Raw genomic sequence first — 22172 nt, 5'->3', positions numbered from 1 at the left:
GAAAGGAGTCAGCAATGACTGAGGAGGCCCCCAGTAGGGGAATCGGCTCTCTGTACGCTCAATACGGGGGCGTTGAGATGAGAAAGGAGGGCAACCGAGTGTTCCCAGATTTCCGTTTCGAGGATAATCCGGGGATGAGCGAGCCGCCGGGTGAAATCGGATACCTTCTCGGAGACGTCCCCAAAGGCGAGGGTGTCGAGTACGCGTTCGAGGGTGAACCGGAAGAGTACCCTGAAATGGATTTCCGAGACCTCGCCAACGGTCTAGGCGACGGAAGAACCATCCCTAATACGACCTACCTCACGCACGCTATCCACAAGCACCCGGCCATCTTTATCCCACATATCCCGAGCTATATTATTCGACAGTTCACAACAGAAAAGAACGAAGATGGGGAACGGCCACTTGTCCTCGACCCGTTCTCTGGAAGTGGTACGACCGGACTCGAAGCGAAAATCAACGGAAGGGACTACGTAGGAATTGAAATTAATCCGCTATCCCGGTTGGTCTCCGAAGTTTCTACCTCACCCATTCCGCCCAGTTGTTTGGAAGCCGCAGAAGAAGAGTACCTTCGACTTCTCGACCAGACCGAAGAACGGGTCTATGAGGAGTATGACGCAGAATTCCTTGACAGAACGAACAAGGAACACTGGTTCGAACCCGTCGCAATCCGCGATCTCTCCCGAATCAGGAAAGCCCTCGCCGACTTCATAGCGGGTGACTTCGAGCCACTCTCCAACGTTGGCGAGGGTGAACAGGCGGTAGTTGATGACCTTGGGATGGGCACTGACGAAGTCAAAACCCGCCTGGATCGCTGGCTGACGCTGATGATTGCGAATACGGTCTTCGAGGTCTCTAATGCTGATCCCGGTGTCTCCAAAGCGTATAAATCGAAGAAGATGCGGCGGAAGATTGAGGAAGGAGACCATCCACCGGACATTCTCGACACGCACGCACAACAACTGAAAGAGACACGGGGTAAACTCGTTGCGCTGTGGAACGACATATACGACACAAACTACAGCGACGGAACTATCCAGCAGACCATCCAAACGTTTGGGAACGAAGGGCAAACAGAGAACGTAGCGAACAATGCCGCTCACAAGGCCGACGTTGATATCAGGTTGGGTGACGCTCGAACCTTCGATATCCCTGAGCATCGGGAGGGTGTAGACCTCGCAATCACATCGCCTCCGTACATCAACGCGATGAATTACTACAGGGGGTCGAAACTCCGTCTGTTCTGGATATATGACTTCCTCGAAGAAGACGAAAAATTCGACGCGAAAGAACTCCGTCAGTCCATCATCGGGACTAACTCTGTGTCGATGAGTAAGGTTGACAGAGAACTCCCCGCCGCGATTCGTGACATTTGGTGCGGAACAGACGAGGAATACGAACACACCCGATTGCCCCATCTGGACGCTGATATCGAGGCGATTCACCATCTTGACCACAACGAGGCCGAGCGCAAGGCGTATGTGACTTGGAAGTTCTTCGGTGACGGGATGCTCAAGAACTTGGCCCGTGTCTATGAACACCTGAAACCGGGTGGCTACTACTTCTTCGTCATCGGTGAGAACACGATTGGCGAACGACTCATTCACAGCCACAAGTACGTTGCCGACATCGCACAGAACCTCGGTAAGTTCGAGGGACACGGCGGAGACTTTGAAGCCGACGAGGGATTCCGACTAGTCGGGTCTGCGTGGGACAGGATCACCAATCGCGACCTGTTCAAAGGCAGAAAACATAACGGGGGCGTCATCGAGTGCGAGTGGGCCACGATCCTCCAAAAACCGAGAGAATAAAACACTGCACTGGGCTCTCGCTACTGATGTACTCGTAAGCGGCTTGGAACGGGCTTTTCATCATCCAGAACCGTCCAGTAGTCCTTGAGGGGTCTTGTGTGGACTTCGGTTTCTCGTCGTTCAGAAATCGGTACATCGCTTCGTGTGGCGGCGTCGGCTTGTGTGTCGAGACTAAACCCTCCCTCCCGCACTCTCACACCTCCCAGTCCCACCACTCTCCATCACCCTCCGAACCCAACACGTTCGCCTTCGAATACCGCTCAGCCTCCACCTCAGTCAACGCCGCCGCCCACGGAACCCGCTCACCACTCGCACCCGCTCCTCGACTGTCGTACTCCGCGTATTCGACCGTCACCTCGGCCTCCGGGCGCGACCAGTTGTGCCAGCCGGCGGGGAGCACGTGCGAGTCCATCCGGGTGCGGAGAAACGCGGTTCGGGCGTGGTTTCGCCACGGGCGGCCGAGATACACCTCGGACACGTCGGGGTCGGCGGTCAGTTCGCAGTCGAGAAAGACGAAGCCGAAGGGATCGCTCTCGGGTGTGGAGGCCGCCGTCACGTACGAGTCGGCTTTCGAGTGGACGCGGCAGTTCTCGAAGACGGCGGTCGCGCCGCCGAAGACGAAGTCGGTCGTCCCCTCGACGTAGCACTCCGAGAAGTACTGGCGCGCGCCCTCGCCGGCGGCGTAGACGGTGTCTTGGTGGCCGAGGAAGCGGCAGTTCTCGAAGACGGCGCGGTCGGCGTCGACGTGGAGGGCGACGGCCTGTCCGACCGGGCCGGCGCTGTTCTCGACGGTCAGGTTTCGGGCGCGGAAGTCGTTGCCGCGGACCTTCAGCGTGTGGGTGAAGAAGGTGCTGTTGCGCCCGCGGTCGATTTTCTCGAAGTGGTCGTCGTGGGTGATGACCGTCTCCCCGGCGCGCTCGCCGACGAGGGTGACGTCGGGGTTCCACGCGTGGACCTCGACCTTCTCGTCGTACACGCCCGCGCGGACGAGGATGCGGATGCGGTCCGGCGGGAACGACTTCGCGCCGTCGATGGCGGCCTGAATCGTCTCGTAGTCGCCGGAGCCGTCCTTGGCGACGACGTAGTCGTACTCGTCGGAGTCGTCAGAATCGCCGGTGTCGTCGGTGTCGTTGGCGTCGTCGGAACCGCCGGTGTCGTCGTCGTCAGCGCCCCCGAGGGTTCCGGCCACTCCGGCGGCGACGGCGAGACAACCGACCGCGACTGCGAGAGCCGTGAGTAATGCGATCATGGGTCGTACCACCCTCGCCGACGCTATACGCTTGGGGGATACCGGTGGAACTCACGGCGGCGCGGGGAGCGATTGCGCCACGGTAACTAGAACTCGCACCGACGTTCACGAACGTCCGCGACAGACATTTACACGCACGCGGTGTCGCCTGAGCTATGACACGGTTCTCAGTTCGGTCGGCGCCGACCCGGCTCCGGTGGGCGCTCTGGGCGCTCCTGACGACGGGCTTTCTCCTCGTCAGCTTCCATCGCGTGACCTCGGCGGTTCTCGCCGACGACCTCGCGCGGGCGTTCGACACGACCGGCGCGGAACTCGGCATGCTCCACGCGTCCTTTTTCTACATCTACGCCGGCCTGCAGTTACCGGCGGGCATCCTCGTGGACCGCGCGGGGTCGCACCGGGTCGCCGCCGGCGGACTCGCCGTGATGGCGCTCGGCGTCTTCGGCTTCGCGCTCGCGCCGACCTACGAGGTGGCGTTCGCCTCGCGGGCGCTCCTCGGCCTCGGCGGGAGCGTCCTCTACACGGCGACGCTCCGGTTCCTCGCGAACTGGTACCGACCGGACGAGTTCGCCACGATGACCGGGTGGACCGTCGCCGCGGCGGGGATGGGCGGCGTGCTCGCGACGACGCCGCTCGCGGTCGCCATCGACGCGGTCGGCTGGCGCTCGGTCCTCCTCGGGGTCGGCGTCGGCGGCGTCGGTCTCGCCGTCGTGACGTACCTCGCGGTCCGCGACCGGCCGCGAGACGCCGGGTTCGACCCCCTCGACGGCGTCCGTCCGCCCGCGTCGTCGGTCGAACTCGGGGCGGTCGTCGAGAACACGAGGCGCGTCCTCCGCGAGGGCGAGACGTGGCTGATGGGAACGATGCTGTTTCTCGTCTTGGGCACCAACTTCACCGTCACCGGCCTGTGGGGCGTCCCCTACATCGCCGACCTCTACGACGTGTCGGTCCGGACGGCCTCGCTTTTCGTCTTCGTCGGTAACGTCGGCTTCCTCCTCGGGTCGCCCGTGCTCGGGACGCTCTCGGACCGCATCGGCTACCGAACCGAACTCATCGTCGCCTCCTGTGTCGTCTTCACCCTCTCCTATGGGCTCGTCTTCCTCCTCGTGACGCCGCCGCTCCTCGTGGTCGGCGTCCTGCTGTTCTCGGCGCTGTTCGTCATGGGCGGGGCCGTCATCGCCTTCACGGTCGCCAAGGAGCGCCACGACGCCACCGCGAGCGCGACCGTCACGGGCGCGATAAACAGCATGGGCTACTTCGGTGCGGCGCTGTTCCCGGCGGTGATGGGCCTCGCACTCGACGCCTACTGGACGGGCGAGACCGTCGCCGGGGCGCGGGTTTACACGGCGACCGGCTACCGCGTCGCGTTCGGCATTGCCACCGCCGCGGGGGTCGTGGCGGTGTGTTGTGCGTACCTGCTCCACCGGCGGGAGTCCCGGACCGACGCGGCTCTATCGGCGACCGCGGAGCCGACCGACTGAGGGACGTGTCCCTCCGCGCTAACAGCCGCCTCGGCCCTCGTACCGCGCCAGTACGAACGGGTACTGACTCCCCAGTTCGTCGTCCACGACGAACTCGGCTTCCACCGCGAACCCGGCCGCGTCGAGCGTCTCGTAGGTCTCCTCGATGTCGGGGAAGCTCCAGCGCATCTCGACGCCGCTGTCGAGCCAGTCGGGGTTCGCGCCGCTCCACGCCTCGCCGCCGACGGTCGAAAGCAGGGTGCCGCCGGGTCGGAGGACGCGGGCGAACTCCGCGAACACCCGCTCGTGTTCCGCGATTGGGACGTGGATGACGGAGTAGAAGGCGCAGACGGCGTCGAAGGAGTCCGACCGGACCGGAAGCGCGGTCATGTCGCCCTGTGCGAACCGCGCCGCCGGGACGTCTTGGCGGGCGAGGTGCAGTTGCTCGCGGGAGAAATCGACGCCCACCACGTCGAAGTCGGCGGCGAGGGCGTCCGTCACCGGCGTCCCCTGTCCGCACCCGGCGTCGAGGACCCGCGCGCCCGAGTCGAGGGCGTCGGCGAGTTCGTCGAGAACCGCGGGCGCGTCGTCGCTCCGCTGGTCGAGGTAGTCGTCGGCGAGGCTGTCGTACGCGTCTCTGACGGCGCGGCGCTGGTCTGTCATGCTGGACGTAATCAGGTTCCACCCCGCGGCCGCCGGGTAAGTGTCTTGTCCCGTGACAGACCCCACGCGGGCCGTCGGTTCGGGGTGGCGGCGACGGTCGAAAAACGGAGTAACGAGGGTCGAAACGCGTTCGAAAATCGGGTGCGGCTCAGCGGAAGTCGCGGACGAACCGCTCGGGCATGTAGTCGACGACGTGGTCGGGCATCGCGTCGACTGCGGTCTCGGCGATAGCGACCATCGGCTTGCGGAGCAGGACGTAGACGCCGGAGACGGCGACCGCGGCGATGACGAGCGTCTCCGCGAGGCCGTCGAAGACGAGGACCGGCGGGACGGCAAAGGCGAGCGTCAGCGCGAGGTCCTCGGGCGCGCCGTCGTAGCGAATCAGCCGCTTCGGGGCGAGCCAGCGGCCGTTCCAGTGGTCGTAGACGGCGCGCTCGGAGGTGCCGAGCCACGGCTTGAGTTCGAGGCCGCCGCCGAGCACGTCGGACGCGGAGTGGAGCGCGGCCGCCGCGAGGAACAGCGCGACGGCGAGCGTCGTGGTGGTCGGGTTCAGCGCGGCGACCGCGACTGCGGGCGCGGCGAGCGCGCTGAAGTACACGGGGAAGTGGAGGGTCTTCCGGTGGCCCGCGTACAGGTCGAAGTCGGGGAACAGGCCGCCGAGTGCGGCCGCGAGCACCGGGAGCATCCCGGCCTCGGGGACCAGCGCCCACACGGCGGTGCCGAGAACGACACCCGCGAGGGCGTGAGTGGTGGCCATCATCGGTGGGTCGTATGCAATCTGGAGGAAAAACGGTGTCGGTGGTCGTGCTAGCTAGTCACACGGTCGAATTTAGGTCGTTCAGGCCGTAGCACACCGCAATGGTCTCCCGGCGAACCGAGCGACTCGCGGGGCGAGCGATTCAGGTCGTTATCCTGTGTATCTTCCTCGTCGGCGTCTACACGCGGAACCTGAGCGTCGTCGTCAACGCGGTGCTCGCGCTGGGCGCGACGTTCCTCCCCGCGGTGCTCCGCCGCGACTGGCAGATTCGGCTCCACCCGCTTTTCGGCCTCTGGTTGACGCTGGCGGTGTTGCTCCACGCCGCCGGCATGCTCGGCCCGTACAACTACATCGACTGGTGGGACCACGTCACCCACACGCTCTCGGCGACCGTGGTCGCGGCCGTCGGTTACGTCACCGCGCGGGCCGTCGACGAGTACACCGAGGCCGTCTACCTCCCCGACCGTTTCATGTTCGTCTACATCCTGCTTTTCACGCTCGCGGCCGGCGTGTTCTGGGAGGTACTGGAGTTCGGCGCGCGCCTCGCCGCCGAGGCCATCGGCTCTGAGGCCGTCCTCGTCCAGTACGGACTCGCCGACACCATCGTCGACCTCGTCTTCGACACGGTCGGCGCGGTGCTCGTCGCCCTCTTCGGAGCGCCGCCGCTCGCCGACACCATCGATTCGATCAGGGAGCGACTCGAACGGACCGGCCCCTGACGGGGGACCATCTTTTAGCCACCTGATGTGTATACTACTACCATGAAACTCGTTATCGTTGGGTACGGACGCGTGGGTTCGCGGACCGCTCGCGTGCTCCGCGAGGAGGGCCACGACGTGACGGTCGTCGACAACGACGAAAAGAAGGTCGACCGCGCCCGCGACGAGGGGTTCGAAGCCGTACTCGGCGACGGTGGGACCGAGAGCGTGCTGACGGAGGCGGGCGTCGAGGGCGCGGACGCCGTCGGCGGACTGACCGGCGACCCGAACGTCAACTTCGCGGCCTGCATGCTCGGCAAGGAGTACGACTGCCGGACGGTCATGCGCATCAGCGAGGACTACCGGCAGGAGATTTACGAGCGCTACGCCGACGACGTGGACGAGATTATCTACCCCGAACGCCTCGGCGCGGCCGGCGCGAAGACGGCGCTTCTCGGCGGCGACTTCAACGCCATCGGCGACCTGACCGACCAGCTTCGGCTGACGACGGTCAGCGTCCCCGACGGCGCGCCCGTCGTCGGCGAACACGTCGCCAACATCGACCTCGGTGCGGACGGCCGCGTCTACGCCCACGGCCGGGAGCGCGAGCCGATGACGATTCCGCTACCGGGAACCGTCGTCGAGCCCGGCGACCAGCTCGCGCTCCTCACGGAGCGAACCGCGCTGGAGCGAGTCCGGTCGAAACTGCTCGGCTGACCCTCCCGCCGACCGCCGCGGCCGAGACGTCACTGGACGAGTAGTCGGTCTCGGAAAACAGCGCCGTGGTGGCGGCGCCGAGTGTCGTACCGGGGGAACCAGAACGACGATGGTGGTGGTGGTTTTCGTGCCGGGCGCGTCGGTGGGAGGATGGGAACTGAGGCCGAATCCGCGCCCTATGCTCGGGTACGTACGGGGGACCTTAAATCTGCGTCAGACGGGAGTCACACGCCATCTACACGCAATATCTGCTGTTATACCGACGACGAGGTTGCCGCGGTCATCCGCGCTCAGTAGACGAGCTTCCCCTCGACGAACTGGCGGACCCGGTCGTCGTCCGGCGACTCGAACACCGCGTCGGTCGGTCCCGATTCGATGCACGTCCCGCCGAGGATGACGGCCGTCCGGTCCGACACCCGCCGGGCCTGTTGCATGTCGTGGGTGGCGAGCGCGACGGCGATGCCCCGGTCTCGGGCGGCCCGCATCGCCGACTCGATGGCGGCGGTGTTCCGCGGGTCGAGGTTCGAGGTCGGCTCGTCCAGCAGTAACACGTCGGGGTCGGGCGCGAGCGCGCGAGCGATGGCGACGCGCTGGGCCTCCCCGGCCGACAGCGAGCCGGCGTCGCGGTCGACCTTGTCGAACATGCCGACGGTCCGCAGGGCGTCGCTGACGGTGTCTGCGCGCTCGTCGCGGCCGAACAGCCCCGCCACCGCGTCGCGGACGCGAGCCGACCACGGCCGGCGGACGCGGAGCCCGTAGGAGACGTTCTCCTCGACCGTCGTCGAAAACAGACTCCGCGTCTGGAAGGCCATCCCGACCCTGCGTCTGACCGCCAGCCGACGGGCCTCGGGGAGGTCCCACACGTCGTCGCCGCCGACTTCGACCGCCCCCTCGTCGGGGCGCTCGAACATCGCGAGCAGTCGAAACAGCGTCGTCTTCCCGGTTCCCGAGGGACCGACGACGGCGAGAATCCCGCCCGGTTCGACGGCGAGCGAGACGTCGTCCAGCACCGCGCCGTCGCCGAAGCCGTGGCCGAGGCCGCGCGCCGCGAGTCGGGTCCGACCGTGTCGCGCGTCGGTCGATGCGGAGTCGGACCCGTCGGACGCGCCGGACGCGCCGCCGCCGGGGACTCCGGCCGTCATCGTCCCCTCCCGTTCCGTCCGGGAGTCCGGTCGCGGAAGCGCGCGCCGAGGGCGTTCACGCCGAGGACGAGCGCGAGCAGGATGGCTCCGAGGGCGATGCCCGTCTCGATGTTCCCCTTCCGCGCCTCGACGGTGATGGCCGTCGTGAGCGTCCGCGTGAACGACGTGCTGTCCGAGAAGACGATGTTACCGCCGACGATGAGCACGGAGCCGACCTCGCTGATTGCGCGGCCGTAGGCGGCCAGAAGCGCCGTGACGATGCCGTAGCGCGCCTCGCGGACGACCAACAGGGCGACGTCGGTCGAGGTGCCGCCGGCGGCGAACGCGGCGTCTCTGAGGTCCTGTGGCACCGACTGGACCGCCGACAGCGAGACGCTCACGAGGACGGGGAGCGCGAGGATGGTCTGCGAGAGAATCATCGCCTCGGGCGTAAACAGCAGTTCGAACGCCCCGAGCGGCCCCGACCGGGAGAGTGCCAAGAGCACGACGAGGCCCACGACGACGCTCGGAAAGCCCATGCCGGTCGAGATGAGCGAGGTCACGGCGGACTTCCCGGTGAAGTCGCGAAAGCCGACCACGAGCGAGAGGGGCAGGCCGATTGCGGCGCTGAGCGCGACCGCCGCGGTGCTCACGTACAGCGAGACCGCCGTGATGCTGACGAGGTAAGTGAGGTTCAGGTCGCCGAGGCCGAACACGGTCGGTGGTGGGGTCCGGTCGGACTAAAAGTCCTCGGGGACGTGCTGTGCCACCCACGACTCGAACTGCGCGTCGGAGACCGACGCCGACGACTCGGAGGCGTTCTCCCCGCCGTCGTAGTCCTCGGGGACGTACTGGCCGAACTGCGGCTCCTCCGAGAGCGCGTTGGGGAAGAACAACTGCGACCCGTTAGCCGTGTAGTTGCTGATTATCTCCTGTCCCTCGGGGCCCGTGAGGAAGCCGGCGTACGCCATCGCCAGCGAGTAGTTCACGTCGGGGTACTTTGCGGGGTTCACCGGGATGACGCCGTAGGGGTTCTTCAGGATGGTCGGGCCGTCCTTGAGCGGGCCCTGCACCTGGATTTCGAGGTCGACGTTGTCCTGCGTCGCGAGGAACGTCCCGCGGTCGGAGAGCGTGTACGTGCCCGACTGGTCGGCCTGCACGAGCGTGTCGCCCATGCCCTGCCCGATTTCGCGGTACCACGACCCCGACGGCGAAACCCCGGCGGCCTCCCAGATGAGTAGTTCCTTCTTGTTCGTCCCCGAGTCGTCGCCGCGGGAGACGAACGTCGCTTCGGCCTCGGCGATGGTCGCGAAGGCGTCGGTCGCGCTCTCCATCCCCGAGATGCCCGCGGGGTCGTCGGCCGGCCCGACGATGACGAAGTCGTTGAACATCACGTCGCGGCGGTTGACGCCGTAGCCCTCTCGGAGGAACTCGTCTTCCGCGCCGCGGGCGTGGACGAGAATCACGTCGGCGTCGCCGTTTCGCGCCGTCTCGATTGCCGCGCCGGTCCCCTGCGAGATGGTCTTCACCCGGGCGTTGTACTGCTCTTCGAATACCGGGTTCAGGGCGTCCAGCAGTCCCGTGTCGTACGTGCTCGTCGTCGTCGCCAGCGTGAGTTCCCGGGCCGCGCCGCTCTCGCCTTCGCTTTGGCTTCCCCCGGACGCCTCCGAGGTTTCGTTGTTCGCCTCCGGGGGACTCGTGTTCCCCGTGCATCCGCTCAGTCCGAGAACCGCACCGACACCGGCCGCCTGTAAGAAGCGCCGTCGCTCTATCGCCATGCATTGTGGTTCGCCGAACGGGGAATAACTGTTTCCCATGTGATGTAACCACAAATAATTTCAATCTCGAGGATTCGAAACGACTCGCGCCTGAAACCGGTTGCGTCGGATTCTTTTCGACCCCCTCCGTGCTAGCGCCCATGAGCTGGGAATCGCTTTTCGCCCGCGCCGCCGCCTACGAGACGACCGAAGCCGACATCACCGAGGCGCTCCGCGCCCGCCGGGGCGACGATGCCTGAGACGGAGCCCTCGCCCGCGCGGGTCGTCGCCGACGCCGACGTGCTCGCGGCCGACCTCCTCGCCGACGGCCCCGCGAGAGCGGCGCTCGACCACCTCCGGCGGCACTCGTGGACGACGCTCGTCGCCAGCGACCCGCTTCTCGACGACGCCGAGGCGGTCGTCTCGTCGCTCGCGGACGCCGACCTCGCGGCCGACTGGCGCGAGAAAGTCGACTCGTGGGCCGAACTCGTCTCCCACCCCGACGGCGACAACCCCGCGCTGGCGTCGGCCTACCGCGGCGGCGCGATGCACCTCCTCACGTTCGACGACCGACTCAGCTCGGCGCGGGCGGGCGCGGCGCTCGGCGGCCGCTTCCCGGTCAGCATCCGCCATCCGAAGGCGTTCGCGTCGCTGTTCGCGCCGGAGAGCCTCTACGCCGAGGTCGAAGACGGGCCGTACCCCGGCCCGGACCGCGACCCGCGGGCGTAGCGAGACGGGTCGCGGCCGACCGGCTCAGTCGCCGAGGACGCGCGTCACCGCGAAGATGGCGAGGACGGTCACGAGACCGAAGCCGACGGCCACACCGAGGCCCCGCGAGGCGTCGCCGAAGAACACCGCGATGGCGGCGAAGACGGCGATGCCGTAGCCGCTGGCCGCGCCGGCGGCGACGACGTTCGCTCGGTTCATGCGTCTCCGTACGCGCCCGTCGTCCCTGAGTGCGGACCCTGTCGATTGCGGGGCGTGACGGGGCCGGCTGTCGTGGAGCGCGTGCAGTCGATACCGCTGGAGGGGTCGGTGACGAGCGGAGGGAGCTCGTCGCAGGCGGGGGACATCGTGGCTAATGTCTCACCGCCGACCGTATCAAGCTGTTCGACCGCGCGCCGGTTTCGGCGTCAGTTCCCGTCTCCGAATCCCTCGGCGCGCTCGACGGCACAGCCGAGCGATTCGAGCTTCGCCGCGGCCGCCGCCACGTCGCCCTCGCGGACGAGCACGTGGTCGGTCGAGTACGCCGACAGCGCGAACACCGAGATGTCCTCCTCGGCGAGCGCGCCCGCGACCCGCGCCAGAAAACCGACGAGTTCGAACGGCAGAACCATCTCGAAGGTGAGTCGCTTCCAACCCCACTCGACGTCGATGGCGGTCTGCTCGTCGACGCGCTCCTCCTCGACGACGACAGTCGTCTCCGCGTCGTCTCGAATCGTCGCGAAGGCGTTCGGGTCGCCCCGCTCGGCCTTGACGACCGCGTAGGTCGCCGCCGAGACGGTCACGGTCCCACCCTCGAAGAAGTCGCTCGGGTCCATGCGTCTCGGGGTCGCCCCGGCGGGGTAAGCGTAGTGGTCGCGGCGACTCCCGCTCAACGCACCGATACTACTCGAAGACTTTCAACGGACGCCTCACTAACGTTCGGCGTACTTCCGTCGGACGCTTCGCGCCCGACGACGTTTGCCTCGCTCACTCCGTTCGCTCAGCAAACTTCCGAAAATCGAAGATTTTCGACGAACGCCTCGCTACCGCTCGGCGTACCACGTCGCAAACTTCGCTAACGCCCGCCCGCGGTGGGAGATGCCGTTTTTCTCCTCGGCGCTCATCTCCGCGAACGTCGCGCCGTCGTGTTCGAAGATGGGGTCGTAACCGAAGCCGCCCTCGCCGCGCGGCGGGACGATGCGACCGTTGACGCTTCCGGTAAAGAGCTTCACCGGGAGCGCATCCGTCTCCTCTGTGTCCTGTTCCGCGCCGCGGGCGGCCGCGACGGTCCGGTCGTCGCGGTCTATCGGATCCGGGCTCGCCTCGAACGGCTCGCCGTCGCAGTACGCGAGGACACACCGGAACGACGCCCGACGAGGCTCGTCGAGTTCGGCCGCGGCCAGCCGGCGGACCGCCTCGACGCCGAGGGTGTCTTCGACGTACGAGGAGTACGGGCCGGGAAAGCCCTCGAACCCGTCGATGAAGAGCCCGGCGTCGTCCACGAGCACCGGCTCGTCGGCGTAGCGGTACGCCTCGCGCGCGCCGTGGGCCGCGATGGGGCCGAGGTCGGACGCCTGCACCTCGGTGTAGTCGAAGTCGAGTTGGGTCACGTCGTCGTCGAGGTACGAAAGCGCCTCGCGGACCTTCCCCGCGTTCGTGGTGACGTATCGGAGCATGCCCGCCCCTCCGCGGGCGGACGTGGAAAAGTCGTCGGTGTCGGTCGCTTCGCTTCAGTCGACGATGACTTCGACGGGGCCGTCGTCGGCCTCGGCTTCCTCTTCTGTCTCCTCCGCCTTCTGGCGCTCGTTCCAGAGGAGGCCGCCGGCGACGAGGAGGACGACCCACGACCGCCAGCTCGCGAGGTTCAGCGTGTAGCCGATGCCGAACGGCTTTTCGACCAGCATTCCCTTGCCGGGTTGCCAGTACGACGAGAGCAGTCGGCCGGCGCTCGGTCGCTCGAAGTTGTACGGGATTCCGAAAAGCGTTCCGCGCTGCGGTTTGTCTGCCATGTGAGACGAATACGCCGGCTCGGGATAAATCGTTTTGGCCTTCCGACGAGTCCGGCCGCGGCGACCTACCGGTACCGGCCGCGGGACTCGACCTCGCGCAACCGAGCGATGACCTCCTCGGAGCCGACGGCCTCGTAGCCCGCTTCGAGCGCGTCGAGAAGCGGGTCGGCGTCGGCGGCGGTCCCCTCGACGCTCTGAGCGAAGACGTGGAGGTCCATCGCGTGGTCCTCGACGTGGCCCGTGTGGAAGCCGAGGCCGAAGTCGATGAGGTACACGCGCGGGTCGCCGTCCGGTCCCGTTCCGACCCGGACGTTCCGCGTCGTCGGGTCGCCGTGGACGATGCCGGCCTCGTGCAGTCGCGCGAGGTACTCGCCGACGACGCGGACGGCCTCGGGGTCGAGTCGCTCGGCGAGGTCCGCGTCGCCGACCCGCTGGAACGCGATGACGCCGTCGACGGGGTCGACGTCGCGGACGACGGGCGTGCGAACGCCGGCGCGCCGGGCGTCGCTCGTCAGCCGCGCTTCGGCTTTGGTTCGCTCGCGTCGGAGTCTCTCGTCCAGTTCCGGGTGGCGGTACGTCTTCGGGACGCGCCGCTTGACGACCTCCTCGGAGTCGATGTCGACGGTCGCCTCGGCCCCGCGAATCGCGCCGTCGTCCGTGTGGGCGCGCGCGACCGACTCGTCCGCGCCGCGCCACGTCACGGCCACCTGGTCGGGTCGGAAGTTCGGGTCCACGGTGGACTCCTCGACGGCGAGCGTGTCGCCCGCGGCGAGCATCCGCGCGCCGAGGGCGGCTATCATGCCTGCGTTGTCGCGGAGGAACCGCGGGTCGGGCGCGTAGAACTCCGCCCCGCGCTGGTCGCACATCTCCGCGAGCATCTCGCGCAAGCGGGCGTTCTGGCCCACGCCGCCGCCGAGGACGAGTTCGTCCGTCCCCGTCAGCGACAGCGCGCGCTCGGCCACCTCGGCGAGCATGGCGAAGACCGTCTCCTGGAGGCCGGCGCAGATGTCGGGGACGGGCGTGCCCGCGTCCGCCTCGTCCTTCGCGGCGCTCATGATGCCGGAAAACGAGAAATCCATCCCCTTGACGACGTACGGCAGTTCGACGTAGTCGCCGTCTTCCGCGGCTTTCTCGACCTTCGGGCCGCCGGGGTGGGTCCAGCCGACGTGGCGGGTGAACTTGTCGAGGGCGTTGCCGACGCCGGTGTCCATCGTCTCGCCGAGGACGCGGTAGCGGCCGTTGTGGTAGCCCAAGAGGTGGGCGTTCGCGCCCGAGGCGTTCAGACAGACCGGCGAGTCGAAGCCCGATTGGTAGCGGCCGATTTCGAGGTGCGCGACCATGTGGTTGACGCCCAGCAACGGCACGTCGAGCGTCTGGGCGACCGAGCGGGCCGCGGTGCCGACGATGCGGAGACACGGCCCGAGACCGGGGCCGCGGGAGAAGGCGACGCCGTCGACGACGGGGCCGTCGCCGTCGTGTCGCGCCGCGGCGTGCGCGAGCGCGGTCTCGACGACCTCGGGGATGGCGTTGCCCATGTGTTCGGCCGACTCGCGCGGGTGGATGCCGCCGCTGTCGGGCTGGTAGGGGTCAGATTCGATGAAGACGTGGTCGGCCGCGGGGTCGGGCGCCCGCCCGGTCTCAGAGCGGAGCGCGTCGGGGTCGTCGGTCTCGAAAACCGCGGCGCTCGCGGCCCACGCTGTACCTTCGATTCCGAGAATGCGCATCGAGTGTGAAGAAACGACGAGTCGAAGCCGGGGTTACGCCTCTTCGGCTTCGACTTCGGCGTCGGCGTCGGTGATCTTGTTGCGTTCGAGCATGTGGTCCTGTTCGACGTCGCGCGCGAACTCGGGGCTCTCGTAGACCTTCGCGTAGCCCGCGGTCTTGCGCATGCCGAACTTCGTGTCGAGTTCGTGGACGACGACCTCGTCGGAGTCCTTGTTCAGCTTGGCCGCGAGCGAGTCGCGGACCGACAGACGAGACGGCGTCGCTTCCTCGTGGACGATCTCGAATCGAACGTCCGTCCGGTGCAACATGGGGTTCTCCTCCTCGGAGATGATTTCGATATCCATGGTTCAGTTACCAGTAATTCCCCCCGAAGCAAGTAAAAGGATTTCGAAGGGACGAGCGCGCCCGCGTCTCAGGCGTCGATGGGCGCGACGACGGCGTCGAAGTCACCGTCGAACCGCGCGAGGAGGTCCCGCATCTCGGTCTTGGTCGCGTCGGTGACGGTCACGCGGACCATTCCCTCGTCGGGCTGGCCGTAGACGACGGTCGAGCCGACGGGCGCGGCGAGCACCGCCGGGAGCGTGGCGAGGTCCTCTTCGCCCGTGACGAGGAGCGTCGTCGGCTCGGGGTCGTCGAGCGCGGCCACGAGCGCCTCGACGAGGGCGACGGAGACGGTTCCCGGTTCGTTTTCGACCTCGACGAGGCGGCCGGTCTCGACCGCCCGGCGAATCTCCTCGCCGACGGCCTCGCGTTTCGTCTTGCCGTCGATGACTGCCACGTCCGGCGGGCGACCGGCGCGGCGGAGGTGGAAGGTGACGACGTCGCCGACGGCGACGAGCGGCGCGCCCGCGTCCTCGCTGGATGCGTCTGCGAGGAGGTCGTCGGCCTCGGTGTACACCGGGCCGAACGGCTCTTTGAACGCCGCCCGAAGCGCCGTCGGCAGGGTGAGCATCCTCAGCGGACCTTCAGCGCGTAGCCACCGGGCTCGGTGACGTTCATCTCGGTGGCGATTTCGCTGTCTTCGGGGTGGGTGATGACGACGTAACCCGCCCAGTCCTCGGTGAGACTGCTCGACCCGCAGTTCTCACACGTCTGTTTGTCCGGCTCGTTGACGAAGTGGCACTCGCGGCAGGCGAGACGGGGCTTCGCCATCAGTTACCCTCCGCCGAGGCCTCGCTCTGCTGGCGCTTCGATTCGAGCCAGCCGTGCTTGCCGAGCCCCGGCTGTTTGGCCGTGAGGCCGATCTTCGAGTCGCGCGGGTTGCGCTCGTCGATGCTCTTGGTGACGATGCGAGCGCGAACCTCGTCGTCGACGGCGAGCGTCTGGTTGGACTCGGTCGACGCGAGCTGTTGGTTCTCGCCGTCGTAGGCGAGGTATTCGTCGGATATCTGCGAGACGTGGAGCAGTCCGTCGACCGGGCCGATGCCGACGAAGGCACCGAACTCGACGACTTCGACCACGATGCCGTCGACGACCTCCTGCATGTCTGGGTCGTAGGTGATGGCGTCGAAGTCGGCCTCGTAGTAGACGCCGGGGCGGTTGGGCAGTACGGTGCCCTCGCCGATGTCGTTGACGTTCACGACGCTCACGACGCTCCCCACGTCCTCGTCCATCCGTCCTTCCAACTTGTCCTGCAACAGTCGCTTGACCCGCTCGGGCGTCACGTCGCCCAGGTGTCGGGGTGGGACTTCGACTGTATCTTTGAGTCGTACCCGTTTGTACATAGTTTCGTTAAGGTTCCGTGATTGCCAGCGTGGCGTGCCCCCGGATGCCGACGACGGGAATCCCGCAGTCGAGCACCCGGTCACGGAGGGGCTTGTCGTTCGTGACGACGTAGTCGACCTCGCCCGATTCGGCGAGTTCGACGACCGCGTCGTCGGCGTACGATTCCTCGGTTTCGACCGCCCGGCACCGGGTCGCCAGGTCCGCGCCCACGCTCGCCGCGACGCCTTCGGTCCCGCCGCCCGCCGAGAGCTTCTCCAGCTCGTCGAGGACGGCCGTGGGGACCACGAGGTCCGCGTCGGCCGCGAGCAACCGGTCGAGTTCGTCGAACACGCGGACGTCGAGTTCGACCGGCATCATGAGCGCGTTCGTGTCCATGACGACTACGGTGGCGGTCACGTCACTTGAGCGTCCCGATACCGATGAGCCGCCAGCGAGCGCCCACGCGGCGGTTGATGGCTATCTTCGCTCCCTCGGCGGCGCAGACGGGGCGCTTGAGCGAGACTTCCGCCTCGCCGCTTCGCGCGCTCGTCACCGCGCCGACCGTGGTCGCGGTGCCGACGGTGAGCATCAGGGGCTCGCCGGTGGATATCTCGTCGATACCCTCGTCTTCCTCGCCGCCGACGACGCGGTCGAGAAGCTCCACGTCCATAGTGAACTGCTCGCGCGTCGGCGGGAGCGTGCCGGGCTCGCCGGCGACCTGCCCCGCGAGCGCGTCGCCCTTCGTGAAGCTCGGGTCGAGACCGGTCCCGACGCCGCAGAGCCCGCCGGGGCGGACCTCGTCGACCATGTTGCCGCCCGCCTGGAGCGAGCGGACCTCGGTCGTGATGGAGCGCCACTCGGTCTGGCCCTCCTCGTCGACCTCGCGGCCGGGGCGGAGTTCGAGTTCGTCGCCCTCCTCGAGTTTGCCGGCGACGACGCTACCGCCGACGACGCCGCCCGAGAGTCCCTCCCAGGTCGTCCCCGGGCGGTTGATGTCGAAACTGCGCGCGACGAACATCCGGCTGTCTTCGGTCTCGTCGCGGTCGGGCGTCGGAATCTCCTCCTCGATGGCCTCGATGAGGAGGTCGAGGTTGACCTCCTGCTGGGCGCTGATGGGGACGATAGGCGCGTCTTCGGCCACCGTTCCCTCCACGAACTCCTTTATCTGTTCGTAGTTGTCGAGGGCGCGCTCGCGGTCGACGAGGTCGACCTTGTTCTGCGCGATGACGATGTTCTCGATGCCGATGATATCGAGCGCCATCAGGTGCTCGGCCGTCTGGGCCTGCGGCACGTCCTCGGTCGCGCTCACGAGCAGGATGGCGCCGTCCATGATGGCGGCACCAGAGAGCATGGTCGCCATGAGCGTCTCGTGGCCGGGCGCGTCGACGAACGAGACGGTGCGGAGTACGTCCGTCTCCTCGCCGTCTTCTGTCTCTTCTTCGACCGTGTAACACTCCGGCGCGTCGGCGCCGGGAATCTGACGGAACGTCGCGTCGGCGTACCCCAGTCGGATGGAGATACCGCGCTTCATCTCCTCCGAGTGCTGGTCCGTCCACGAGCCGGACAACGCTTGGACGAGCGTCGTCTTTCCGTGGTCGACGTGACCGACGAGTCCGATGTTCACCTCCGGTTGTTGTGGGTTTTTCGTCACCATTGACCTCCTGAGAGTAATCTTGCGTGAACTTGGCTCCGAACGACTGATAAAGGTGCTGTTCTCGGAGCGGCGACGCTGTGGCTACGTCGGGCGGTCACACACCGCGCGCGGCGATTCAGCCGCGTCTCCCGGTCCCGGCGACGCTCCGAAAAATGGGTCGTCGCGCCCCCCAGCACGACGGTTCGCGGACCGATTCGAGTAACCCCTCGAACCGCTGTCGGCTCCGGGCTTCGCCGGTTATTCGACGCCCGTGACGAGCGACTGAAGCTCCTCGCGGTAGGCGTCGGGCGTGAGCCCGAGGTCGATGTCGACCGAGACCTCGATGGCCTCGGTCGGCTCCTTGGTCACGCTGAGTTCGATGTTCTCGCCGGGGTGTGCGCCGCCGGCGACGAGAATCGTCCCGTCGTGTTCCCAGACGGCCAGCATCCCGCTGACGTCGAACTCCTGTCCCTCGATGGTGAACTCCTTTTCGTCCGTGAACGGGAAGGTGATCTCGTCGAAGGCGATGGTGGCCTCGTAGTCGGTCACGCGCGCCGACTCGCCCGTATCGACCGTCGTCGTCCGCGTGTCGGTCTGTTCGATGTCCGTGACGTCCACGTCTTCCAACTGCCCCTCGTAGTTCGCCCGCGCGTGTTCTTCGACCAAGTCGACGACCGTCCCGCGGACCGCTTCCGGGAGGTTCGACAGGCTCGGGTCGAGCGTCACGCGCGTCGCGAAGAACAGCGAGAACTGCCCCTCGGCCTGTCCGAGCGTCTTCTCCTTCAGCGTCTCCGAGAGGCCCATGTCCTCGTAGACGAGCGTCTCGAACGCCGCGGAGACGCTCGCCGGGCCGACCGACCGCTCGAAGGCGGGGTCCAGCGAGTGTCCCCCGATGTACTCCCAGCCGCCGGCTTCGAGCGCCGCCTCGGGAACCTGCGGCGGTGCCCGCGCGGCGCTCGCGGTCATTCCGGAGCTACAGCCTGCGAGACTCGCGAGCCCCGCGCTGGCCGCGATACCGAGGTACGCTCTCCGTCTGATACTGCTGGCTTCGTTGTTTTCCCCCTTCATCGGTCAGTACTGCCGGGCTCTGGGCCAAATAGGTACCTCCCCGAAAATCAAATGCGAGAACACCGACACGACTCGTCGGCCGCGGGAGCGACCTTTTTGCCGCTCCGCACCCGAGCGTTCCACGTGCCCGGACCGGTGTCGTCGCCCTCGGAGTTCGCCTTCGAACTGGCGCTCTGCGCCCACCTCGAACAGGCGACGGACTGGCTCCCCGCGCGGCAACTCGGCGCGTCGGTCGCCTCGCCGGGGAGCCGCATCATCGACGTGTGCGCCGTCGTCCCGGGGCCGGGGTTCGACGACCGCGCCCGCATCACCGACCGCGCAGTTCCCGCGGCGGCCATCGAGAGCGACGTGGGTACCGGGAGCGCCGTCTTCTGGCGCGACGGCTTCGACTGTCACCCCGGTCGCGCCCGGCGCGCCACCGACCGCGCCGTCGACGTCGGATTCTTCGAGTCCGAGCGCCGCCGGAGCCGGGAGTACGTCCGCCGCGCCGCCCGCTATCCAGACGACTGGTTCTCACGGCTCGTCGGCATCGAAAATAAGCCCGACCTCGGAAGCCCCGGCGACCTGCTCCGACAGCTCCGCCTCGACGTGAGCCTCGCGGTCTTCGACGAGATGATTCTCACGACCGAGAGCTACGTCACCGGCGCGCATCTCAACCGCATCCCCGAGGAGGTCGGCGTCTGGCGCTTCGACCCCGACACCGGCGACCGCGAGGTCGTCCGAGAGGCCCGCCCGCTTTCGCCCGATTCGACCGGCGTCGAACCCGTCGAGTACCACTCGCTTCACACCGACGTGGCGCTCGTCCCACCCGCCGAAAAGCGAACCGCGCGCATCCGGCTCGCCGAGCGCGCCTACGGGAAGGGGTGGCGCGCCTACGACCCGCCGGGCTGTGTCCACGCCCGCGTCGACGCCGACGGCCGCCCGGTCTGCGAGCACTTCGAGCGGGTGGTCGACCCCGGCTCGGAGTGCGGTGTCGACTGCCCGGCGTTCGAGGCGGCCGCCTCCCCCGAACTGGACCGCGACGCCCTCCGCGAGTCGCGGACGGGCTGGGTCGCCGACCCGCCCGGCGCGGTCCGCAGACAGTCGGGACTCGACCGGTTCGTCTGACTCGGCCGGCCGCTCGTCGGGTCGTTAGTCGCCTCGTTCGTCGGAGTAGACCCAGCCGAGCGTCGCGACGACGCCGAAGCCGACGACGAACACCGCGCCCTCGACCCAGTTCGGATCGCCGGTCCACGAGGCGACGAGGTACCAGACGACTCCGGCGACGACTGCCAGCGGCGTGCTGTATCGAAGGGCGGCGACGATATCGGACACGACCGCCTCGACGCGCTCCGGCCGCAAAACCGCACCGGACCGCCGCGTTCGCCCCCGGCCCTCACTCCGCGTCGGCCCGCCGCTCCATGTGGTTCCAGTAGGCGACGAGCGCAACGCCGATGACGGCGACGAAGACGACCTGCACGGCGACGGCGAAGAAGTCCAGCCGGCCCGTGTCGACGTAGGTCAGGACGAAGTTCCCCGCGGCCGCGACGACGCCGGCGGCCATGAGATACCTGAACGCCTTGTCCTCGGCGATGGTTCGCAGGTTCACAGCTCGTACACCTCGCCGTCGACCGCCAGCGGCTCCTCGAACGCCTCGTCGGCGGGGTAGAAGTGCGCCACGTGTACGAGGCGGGTCTCGTCGGCGTTCAGTTCCTCGCCGAGCGCGATGGCCCCCTCGCGGGTCATGTGCTTCGTGCCGAAGGTCCGCGCGACCCCGTTTTCGTCGTAGTCGTCGCCGCCGATGGGGTGGTACTCGCAGACCGACGCGGGGACGATGGCCTCGGCGAGAAGCAGGTCGGGGTCGCGGAGCACGTCGCGGGACGCCTCGGGGATATCGTAGGTGGTGTCGCCCGAAAGCGAGAGCTTCGCGCCCGTCTCCGGGTCCTCGATGGCGACGCCGTAACAGACCAGCGGCGGGTGGACGACCGGAACGAACGTCACGTCAAGGCCGCAGGCGCGGAACGACTCGAACGGCGTCTGGTCTTCGACCGAGATGCGGTCGAGGTAGGCGAACTTCGAGCGAATCGCGTCGGCGACGCTCTCGCCCGTGACCGGGTCGACCTCGTCGGCGGCGTGGACCGAGAGGTCGTCGAGCAGGCGGTAGACGTTCCCGAGGCCGTCGAGGTGGTCGAAGTGGATGTGGGTGACTAAGGCCTCGTCCGGGAGCGCAACGTCCTGCGTGAGAAACTGGTGGCGGAAGTCGGGGCTGAAGTCCACGAGGAGCGACTCGCCGGTCCGCTCGTTTTCGACGTGGACCGAAAAGCGCGTCCGCTCGATGCCTCGCTCGCGGGCCGCGAGGCAGGTCTCGCAGTCGCACCCGACGGTGGGCGTCCCGGTCGTGTCGCCGGTGCCGAGGAGGGTCACGCGCATTGAGTCAACCACGGGGACGGCGAGGTATAAACGTGGCCGACGGCGGCGAGTCAGGACCGGTATGTCTGCCGGAACTCGACTACGGGGTGGAACGTCCCCGAGAGCGTCGCCGCTTCGAACCGGAGGTTCGCAGTAACCGTGCGCGGAACCGCCGAGACGAGCGTCTCGAATTCGACGGATGGTGTTCGCGTTTCACCGCTCCGATTCGGCCACACCTCGTAGGCGAACGTCACCCGTCTCACGTCCCCATCGAGGTATCCAATCCCCGGGCTGACGTTATCGAACGACCCGACGCCGAGTCGCTCCCGAACCGTCGTCAGCGCCTCGGTTCCCGCGACGCTCCCGCCGACTCGCGTCACCCACGACGACGCCGGTTCTCGCTCGTACATCGGCTCTTTCGTCGTCCCCGACTCGTTCACGTGTTTGCGATAGCCGGTGCGTCGTCGCACCTCCGCAGTCTCCGGATAGTAGTCGTACTTCGACGACGCTCGGTAGTCGCGCGAGACTGTAATCGGGTCTCCTGCGGCGGGGGCGGGATTCGACTCCGGTTCGGGAAGGGGCGTCGCGGTGGACGGTTCGAGGTCCGACGTACACCCGGCGAGTGCCGTCAGAATACCGCCCGCTGTAATCGTCCGAACGAACCGGCGTCTGCTGGAAGGCATCGGCTCAGCGTTTGCGGCCAACTG

At 67.4% G+C, this 22172-nt stretch carries 28 protein-coding genes; 6 read left to right on the top strand and 22 right to left on the bottom strand.

Annotation, left to right across the window (positions count from 1 at the left end):
- Positions 1-14 precede the first annotated feature (14 nt).
- A complete protein-coding gene (locus IEV64_RS17550; protein ID WP_188424720.1) occupies positions 15-1811 on the top strand; it encodes a DNA methyltransferase in 1797 nt (598 codons plus the stop codon).
- 193 nt (positions 1812-2004) lie between these two features.
- Here the strand turns inward: IEV64_RS17550 and IEV64_RS17545 are convergent, their stop codons facing one another.
- A complete protein-coding gene (locus IEV64_RS17545; protein WP_188424718.1) occupies positions 2005-3060 on the bottom strand; it encodes a pectinesterase family protein in 1056 nt (351 codons plus the stop codon).
- Positions 3061-3215: 155 nt separating this feature from the next.
- Here IEV64_RS17545 and IEV64_RS17540 point away from each other — a divergent pair, with 155 nt between their 5' ends.
- Positions 3216-4541, top strand: coding sequence for an MFS transporter (locus IEV64_RS17540; protein ID WP_188424716.1), 1326 nt, complete (start codon positions 3216-3218; stop codon positions 4539-4541).
- Between the two features lie 18 nt (positions 4542-4559).
- On the opposite strand, the gene IEV64_RS17535 is transcribed toward IEV64_RS17540, so the two are convergent.
- Positions 4560-5183, bottom strand: coding sequence for a class I SAM-dependent methyltransferase (locus IEV64_RS17535; RefSeq protein ID WP_007276163.1), 624 nt, complete (start codon positions 5181-5183; stop codon positions 4560-4562).
- A gap of 148 nt (positions 5184-5331) precedes the next feature.
- Positions 5332-5943: a metal-dependent hydrolase gene (locus IEV64_RS17530; RefSeq protein WP_007276162.1), complete on the bottom strand. Its 612-nt coding sequence runs from the start codon at positions 5941-5943 to the stop codon at positions 5332-5334.
- Positions 5944-6041: 98 nt separating this feature from the next.
- Between IEV64_RS17530 and IEV64_RS17525 the strand changes: the two genes are divergently transcribed.
- Both IEV64_RS17525 and IEV64_RS17520 read left to right on the top strand, forming a co-directional pair.
- A complete protein-coding gene (locus IEV64_RS17525; RefSeq protein ID WP_188424715.1) occupies positions 6042-6659 on the top strand; it encodes a DUF2238 domain-containing protein in 618 nt (205 codons plus the stop codon).
- 42 nt (positions 6660-6701) lie between these two features.
- Positions 6702-7355, top strand: coding sequence for a potassium channel family protein (locus IEV64_RS17520; RefSeq protein WP_007276160.1), 654 nt, complete (start codon positions 6702-6704; stop codon positions 7353-7355).
- A gap of 290 nt (positions 7356-7645) precedes the next feature.
- Here the strand turns inward: IEV64_RS17520 and IEV64_RS17515 are convergent, their stop codons facing one another.
- From IEV64_RS17515 to IEV64_RS17505, 3 genes are read right to left on the bottom strand one after another with little or no spacing between them, the layout of a single operon-like run.
- Positions 7646-8497 (bottom strand): ABC transporter ATP-binding protein, encoded by an 852-nt coding sequence (locus IEV64_RS17515; protein ID WP_188424713.1) that lies wholly within the window; start codon positions 8495-8497, stop codon positions 7646-7648.
- Positions 8494-9192, bottom strand: a complete 699-nt coding sequence (locus IEV64_RS17510; RefSeq protein ID WP_007276158.1) for an ABC transporter permease — start codon at positions 9190-9192, stop codon at positions 8494-8496. The genes IEV64_RS17515 and IEV64_RS17510 overlap by 4 nt, the downstream gene beginning before the upstream one ends.
- A 24-nt stretch (positions 9193-9216) precedes the next feature.
- On the bottom strand, positions 9217-10254 hold the full coding sequence (locus IEV64_RS17505) for an ABC transporter substrate-binding protein (protein WP_188424711.1): 1038 nt from the start codon (positions 10252-10254) through the stop codon (positions 9217-9219).
- 231 nt (positions 10255-10485) lie between these two features.
- Here IEV64_RS17505 and IEV64_RS17500 point away from each other — a divergent pair, with 231 nt between their 5' ends.
- On the top strand, positions 10486-10962 hold the full coding sequence (locus IEV64_RS17500) for a PIN domain-containing protein (protein ID WP_007276156.1): 477 nt from the start codon (positions 10486-10488) through the stop codon (positions 10960-10962).
- Positions 10963-10986: 24 nt separating this feature from the next.
- Here IEV64_RS17500 and IEV64_RS17495 read toward each other — a convergent pair whose 3' ends face one another.
- The 12 genes from IEV64_RS17495 to IEV64_RS17440 form a co-directional block, all read right to left on the bottom strand.
- A complete protein-coding gene (locus IEV64_RS17495) occupies positions 10987-11160 on the bottom strand; it encodes a hypothetical protein (RefSeq protein ID WP_004967457.1) in 174 nt (57 codons plus the stop codon).
- 206 nt (positions 11161-11366) lie between these two features.
- Positions 11367-11774, bottom strand: coding sequence for an ACT domain-containing protein (locus IEV64_RS17490; RefSeq protein ID WP_007276155.1), 408 nt, complete (start codon positions 11772-11774; stop codon positions 11367-11369).
- 207 nt (positions 11775-11981) lie between these two features.
- Positions 11982-12614: a non-canonical purine NTP pyrophosphatase gene (locus IEV64_RS17485; RefSeq protein WP_188424709.1), complete on the bottom strand. Its 633-nt coding sequence runs from the start codon at positions 12612-12614 to the stop codon at positions 11982-11984.
- Between the two features lie 54 nt (positions 12615-12668).
- Positions 12669-12947 (bottom strand): DUF5808 domain-containing protein, encoded by a 279-nt coding sequence (locus IEV64_RS17480; RefSeq protein WP_007276153.1) that lies wholly within the window; start codon positions 12945-12947, stop codon positions 12669-12671.
- A gap of 65 nt (positions 12948-13012) precedes the next feature.
- A complete protein-coding gene (locus IEV64_RS17475) occupies positions 13013-14671 on the bottom strand; it encodes a bifunctional N(6)-L-threonylcarbamoyladenine synthase/serine/threonine protein kinase (RefSeq protein WP_188424707.1) in 1659 nt (552 codons plus the stop codon).
- Positions 14672-14704: 33 nt separating this feature from the next.
- Positions 14705-15016 (bottom strand): 30S ribosomal protein S24e, encoded by a 312-nt coding sequence (locus IEV64_RS17470; protein WP_004967452.1) that lies wholly within the window; start codon positions 15014-15016, stop codon positions 14705-14707.
- Between the two features lie 68 nt (positions 15017-15084).
- A complete protein-coding gene (locus IEV64_RS17465; RefSeq protein WP_007276151.1) occupies positions 15085-15624 on the bottom strand; it encodes a GTP-dependent dephospho-CoA kinase family protein in 540 nt (179 codons plus the stop codon).
- Positions 15625-15626: 2 nt separating this feature from the next.
- Positions 15627-15824 carry a transcription elongation factor subunit Spt4 gene (gene spt4 / locus IEV64_RS17460; RefSeq protein ID WP_004967450.1) on the bottom strand — a complete coding sequence of 66 codons (198 nt, stop codon included), beginning with the start codon at positions 15822-15824 and terminating at the stop codon, positions 15627-15629.
- Positions 15824-16396 carry a DNA-directed RNA polymerase gene (locus tag IEV64_RS17455; RefSeq protein ID WP_004041780.1) on the bottom strand — a complete coding sequence of 191 codons (573 nt, stop codon included), beginning with the start codon at positions 16394-16396 and terminating at the stop codon, positions 15824-15826. The genes spt4 and IEV64_RS17455 overlap by 1 nt, the downstream gene beginning before the upstream one ends.
- Positions 16397-16403: 7 nt before the next feature.
- Positions 16404-16772 carry a PIN domain-containing protein gene (locus IEV64_RS17450; RefSeq protein ID WP_188424792.1) on the bottom strand — a complete coding sequence of 123 codons (369 nt, stop codon included), beginning with the start codon at positions 16770-16772 and terminating at the stop codon, positions 16404-16406.
- A 22-nt stretch (positions 16773-16794) separates the two neighbouring features.
- Positions 16795-18030 (bottom strand): translation initiation factor IF-2 subunit gamma, encoded by a 1236-nt coding sequence (locus IEV64_RS17445; RefSeq protein ID WP_188424705.1) that lies wholly within the window; start codon positions 18028-18030, stop codon positions 16795-16797.
- Between the two features lie 237 nt (positions 18031-18267).
- Positions 18268-18975: a DUF6517 family protein gene (locus IEV64_RS17440; protein WP_007276148.1), complete on the bottom strand. Its 708-nt coding sequence runs from the start codon at positions 18973-18975 to the stop codon at positions 18268-18270.
- Positions 18976-19200: 225 nt separating this feature from the next.
- Here IEV64_RS17440 and IEV64_RS17435 point away from each other — a divergent pair, with 225 nt between their 5' ends.
- Positions 19201-20184: a DUF5787 family protein gene (locus IEV64_RS17435; RefSeq protein ID WP_188424703.1), complete on the top strand. Its 984-nt coding sequence runs from the start codon at positions 19201-19203 to the stop codon at positions 20182-20184.
- Positions 20185-20208: 24 nt separating this feature from the next.
- Here the strand turns inward: IEV64_RS17435 and IEV64_RS17430 are convergent, their stop codons facing one another.
- The 4 genes from IEV64_RS17430 to IEV64_RS19885 form a co-directional block, all read right to left on the bottom strand.
- Positions 20209-20391: a hypothetical protein gene (locus IEV64_RS17430; protein ID WP_229722725.1), complete on the bottom strand. Its 183-nt coding sequence runs from the start codon at positions 20389-20391 to the stop codon at positions 20209-20211.
- A 61-nt stretch (positions 20392-20452) separates the two neighbouring features.
- Positions 20453-20665, bottom strand: a complete 213-nt coding sequence (locus IEV64_RS17425) for a hypothetical protein (RefSeq protein WP_007276145.1) — start codon at positions 20663-20665, stop codon at positions 20453-20455.
- On the bottom strand, positions 20662-21486 hold the full coding sequence (locus IEV64_RS17420) for an MBL fold metallo-hydrolase (protein ID WP_007276144.1): 825 nt from the start codon (positions 21484-21486) through the stop codon (positions 20662-20664). Before IEV64_RS17420 ends, IEV64_RS17425 begins: the two co-directional genes overlap by 4 nt.
- Positions 21487-21536: 50 nt before the next feature.
- On the bottom strand, positions 21537-22148 hold the full coding sequence (locus tag IEV64_RS19885) for a hypothetical protein (protein WP_229722723.1): 612 nt from the start codon (positions 22146-22148) through the stop codon (positions 21537-21539).
- Positions 22149-22172 lie beyond the last annotated feature (24 nt).

Origin of the sequence: Haloferax sulfurifontis (assembly GCF_014635105.1) — an archaeon.
Lineage (GTDB): Archaea > Halobacteriota > Halobacteria > Halobacteriales > Haloferacaceae > Haloferax > Haloferax denitrificans.
This window is presented reverse-complemented; position numbering and strand designations above follow the sequence as displayed.

Excerpts from the sequence above, each read along its gene's own strand:
- IEV64_RS17550 (WP_188424720.1), top strand. The coding sequence starts at position 15 with ATGACTGAGGAGGCCCCCAGTAGGGGAATCGGCTCTCTGTACGCTCAA.
- IEV64_RS17545 (WP_188424718.1), bottom strand. The coding sequence starts at position 3,060 with ATGATCGCATTACTCACGGCTCTCGCAGTCGCGGTCGGTTGTCTCGCC.
- IEV64_RS17540 (WP_188424716.1), top strand. The coding sequence starts at position 3,216 with ATGACACGGTTCTCAGTTCGGTCGGCGCCGACCCGGCTCCGGTGGGCG.
- IEV64_RS17535 (WP_007276163.1), bottom strand. The coding sequence starts at position 5,183 with ATGACAGACCAGCGCCGCGCCGTCAGAGACGCGTACGACAGCCTCGCC.
- IEV64_RS17530 (WP_007276162.1), bottom strand. The coding sequence starts at position 5,943 with ATGATGGCCACCACTCACGCCCTCGCGGGTGTCGTTCTCGGCACCGCC.
- IEV64_RS17525 (WP_188424715.1), top strand. The coding sequence starts at position 6,042 with ATGGTCTCCCGGCGAACCGAGCGACTCGCGGGGCGAGCGATTCAGGTC.
- IEV64_RS17520 (WP_007276160.1), top strand. The coding sequence starts at position 6,702 with ATGAAACTCGTTATCGTTGGGTACGGACGCGTGGGTTCGCGGACCGCT.
- IEV64_RS17515 (WP_188424713.1), bottom strand. The coding sequence starts at position 8,497 with ATGACGGCCGGAGTCCCCGGCGGCGGCGCGTCCGGCGCGTCCGACGGG.
- IEV64_RS17505 (WP_188424711.1), bottom strand. The coding sequence starts at position 10,254 with ATGGCGATAGAGCGACGGCGCTTCTTACAGGCGGCCGGTGTCGGTGCG.
- IEV64_RS17500 (WP_007276156.1), top strand. The coding sequence starts at position 10,486 with ATGCCTGAGACGGAGCCCTCGCCCGCGCGGGTCGTCGCCGACGCCGAC.
- IEV64_RS17495 (WP_004967457.1), bottom strand. The coding sequence starts at position 11,160 with ATGAACCGAGCGAACGTCGTCGCCGCCGGCGCGGCCAGCGGCTACGGC.
- IEV64_RS17490 (WP_007276155.1), bottom strand. The coding sequence starts at position 11,774 with ATGGACCCGAGCGACTTCTTCGAGGGTGGGACCGTGACCGTCTCGGCG.
- IEV64_RS17485 (WP_188424709.1), bottom strand. The coding sequence starts at position 12,614 with ATGCTCCGATACGTCACCACGAACGCGGGGAAGGTCCGCGAGGCGCTT.
- IEV64_RS17480 (WP_007276153.1), bottom strand. The coding sequence starts at position 12,947 with ATGGCAGACAAACCGCAGCGCGGAACGCTTTTCGGAATCCCGTACAAC.
- IEV64_RS17475 (WP_188424707.1), bottom strand. The coding sequence starts at position 14,671 with ATGCGCATTCTCGGAATCGAAGGTACAGCGTGGGCCGCGAGCGCCGCG.
- IEV64_RS17470 (WP_004967452.1), bottom strand. The coding sequence starts at position 15,016 with ATGGATATCGAAATCATCTCCGAGGAGGAGAACCCCATGTTGCACCGG.
- IEV64_RS17465 (WP_007276151.1), bottom strand. The coding sequence starts at position 15,624 with ATGCTCACCCTGCCGACGGCGCTTCGGGCGGCGTTCAAAGAGCCGTTC.
- spt4 (WP_004967450.1), bottom strand. The coding sequence starts at position 15,824 with ATGGCGAAGCCCCGTCTCGCCTGCCGCGAGTGCCACTTCGTCAACGAG.
- IEV64_RS17455 (WP_004041780.1), bottom strand. The coding sequence starts at position 16,396 with ATGTACAAACGGGTACGACTCAAAGATACAGTCGAAGTCCCACCCCGA.
- IEV64_RS17450 (WP_188424792.1), bottom strand. The coding sequence starts at position 16,772 with ATGGACACGAACGCGCTCATGATGCCGGTCGAACTCGACGTCCGCGTG.
- IEV64_RS17445 (WP_188424705.1), bottom strand. The coding sequence starts at position 18,030 with ATGGTGACGAAAAACCCACAACAACCGGAGGTGAACATCGGACTCGTC.
- IEV64_RS17440 (WP_007276148.1), bottom strand. The coding sequence starts at position 18,975 with ATGACCGCGAGCGCCGCGCGGGCACCGCCGCAGGTTCCCGAGGCGGCG.
- IEV64_RS17420 (WP_007276144.1), bottom strand. The coding sequence starts at position 21,486 with ATGCGCGTGACCCTCCTCGGCACCGGCGACACGACCGGGACGCCCACC.
- IEV64_RS19885 (WP_229722723.1), bottom strand. The coding sequence starts at position 22,148 with ATGCCTTCCAGCAGACGCCGGTTCGTTCGGACGATTACAGCGGGCGGT.